The 2,650-nt window shown below is 65.2% G+C and carries 1 protein-coding gene and 1 pseudogene; both read left to right on the top strand.

The annotated features are described in order from the left end of the window. A partial coding sequence (locus tag TW83_RS16305) for an indolepyruvate ferredoxin oxidoreductase family protein (RefSeq protein WP_045983838.1) occupies positions 1-2,491 on the top strand: 2,491 nt, incomplete at its 5' end. 67 nt (positions 2,492-2,558) lie between these two features. Beyond that, positions 2,559-2,650, top strand: a pseudogene (locus TW83_RS22130) (glutamate racemase); the annotation flags it as partial.

Here is a 2,650-nt window from a genome sequence, read left to right as displayed (position 1 = left end):
GGCCGAGGCCGAGCGGTTGGGCCTGACCACCTACAAGGTCGGGCAGACATGGCCTATGGACATGAAGTCGATCCAGGAATGGTCCGAGAACCTGGAACTGATCATCTGCGTCGAGGAGAAGCGCAAGCTGATCGAGGTGCAGCTGAAGGAGGCGATCTTTGACAACCGCCATGGGCGTCGCGTCCATGGCTGGAAGCACGACCGCACCGGAGAGGAGCTGTTCCCGACCCGCTATGCGCTGGACCCTGTGATGATCGCCCAGAAGATCGGTGGCATCCTGATCGAGGAGGGTCGCGGCACCGAGCGTCTGCGCGCCGGGCTGGAGCGGCTGAACGAGGTGCGCCGCAACGACAACGCTCCCGAGATTGCGACCAGAACCCCTTGGTTCTGTTCGGGTTGTCCGCATAACAGTTCGACCAGGCTGCCCGAGGGAAGCCGCGCCTATGCCGGGATCGGTTGCCATTACATGGTGCAGTGGATGGGCCGTGAGACCGAGGGTTTCACCCATATGGGCGGCGAGGGCGCCAACTGGATCGGAGAGGCGCCATTCAGCACCAGAGGCCATGTTTTTCAGAACCTTGGGGATGGAACCTATAATCATTCCGGGTCTTTGGCGATCCGGGCGGCCCTAGCGGCCGGTACGAACATCACCTACAAGATCCTGTACAACGACGCCGTCGCCATGACTGGCGGGCAGCCGAACGAGGGCGGCCTGACCGCCCCGCAGATCGCCCGCGAACTGGTGGCGATGGGCGTCGGCACGGTCGTCGTGGTTCACGACGAAAAGGAGGACGTCGATCAGGCGCGGTTCCCCAAGGGCCTGCGGTTCGAGGAACGTGCGCAGATGATGACCGTCCAGCGCGATCTAGAAAAGGTCGAGGGCGTCAGCGCCATCCTGTATGTCCAGACTTGCGCGGCCGAAAAGCGCAGGCGGCGCAAGAAGGGACAGTTCCCTGACCCGGACCGCCGGATCTTCATCAATCCCGACGTCTGCGAGGGCTGCGGGGATTGTTCGGTCCAGTCGAACTGCGTCTCGATCGTGCCGTTGGACACGGAGCTGGGCCGCAAGCGGCAGATCGACCAGTCGAGCTGCAACAAGGATTACAGCTGCGTCAACGGGTTCTGCCCCAGCTTCGTGTCGGTCAAGGGCGGCAAGCTGCGCAAGCCCAAGGCCGAGGCGTTCGATCTGCCCGATCTGCCGCAGCCCACGCTGCCTACGATCAACGGGACGCATAACGTCGTCATCACGGGCGTCGGCGGCACTGGTGTCGTGACAATCGGTGCCGTGCTGGCGCAGGCCGCCCACATGGACGGCAAAGGCGCCGGCATGATGGAGATGGCGGGCCTGGCGCAGAAGGGCGGCGCGGTGCATATCCACCTGCGCCTGGCTGAACGCCCCGCCGACATCAGCGCGATCCGCGTCGCCGTGGGCGAAGCGGACTGTGTCATCGGCGGCGATCTGGTGGTGACGGCGGGGGCCAAGACCGTGGGCCTGATGACCCAGGGCCGCACCGGCGCGGTCGTGAACGACCACGAGATCATCACCGGCGACTTTACCCGGTTCCGCGATTTCCAGGTGCCGTCGGACCGGCTGCGCCTGTCGCTGCAGGCCCGTTTGGGCGACCGGGTGGCGTTCTTCGATGCGAACGATCTGGCGCTGCGGCTGCTGGGGGATTCGATCTATTCGAACATGCTGGTGCTGGGTGCGTGCTGGCAGCGTGGACTGATCCCGCTGTCGCTGGAGGCGATCATGGAGGCGATCCGCCTGAACGGCGCGCAGGTCGACGCCAACCAGCGGGCATTCCAGATCGGCCGTTGGGCGGTTGTCTATCCCGAACAGACGCGCAAGCCCGCCGAGGTCACGCAGTTGCCGGTCGATCCCGTGGCCTATCGCGCTGAACGGTTGGTCGGCTATCAGAACAAGCGGCTTGCCGCCCGGTACCGCAAGCTGGTCGATGCCGCGCCCGCACAGCTTCGCGACAGCGTCGCAAGAAGCTATTACAAGCTGTTGGCGTACAAAGATGAATATGAGGTTGCACGGTTGCATCTGACCACCGCCGAACAGGTTGCGGCGCGGTGGGAGGGGGACGTGACCCTGTCCCTTCATCTGGCGCCGCCGATGCTGACCGGCAAGGACGCGAACGGCCGCCCCAGAAAGCGGGAGTTCGGTCCGTGGATGCTGCGCGCGTTTCGGGTTCTAGCCGGGATGAAGGGGCTGCGGGGGACGCCGCTGGACCCCTTCGGCTACAGCGCCGAGCGCCGGCGCGAGCGGGCGATGATTCGCGAATACGAGACTGACATGACCCGCGTTTTCGCCTCGGTCACGAATGCGATGATGCCGGTGGCGATTGAACTGGCGGAACTGCCCCTGGGCGTGCGCGGCTTTGGTCCCGTCAAGGACAAGGCCGCGGATCTTGCCGCGACCCGGCGGGCCGAGCTGCTGGCGCAGCTGCAGGCGGGGCACCCACCCATCCGTGAAGCGGCGGAATGATCCAGGTCATTTCCAAAAGCGGCGTGTCGCCCTATGAAGGGCGGCACGCGACGCGGGAGGTTCTGGGATGGCGATTGGGGTGTTCGATTCGGGTCTGGGCGGGCTGACGGTCCATCAGGCCATTGCCGCGCGCCTGCCTGACCTGCCGCTGGTCTATCT

Origin of the sequence: Paracoccus sp. S4493 (genome assembly GCF_000967735.1) — a bacterium.
GTDB lineage: Bacteria > Pseudomonadota > Alphaproteobacteria > Rhodobacterales > Rhodobacteraceae > Paracoccus > Paracoccus marcusii.
This window is presented reverse-complemented; position numbering and strand designations above follow the sequence as displayed.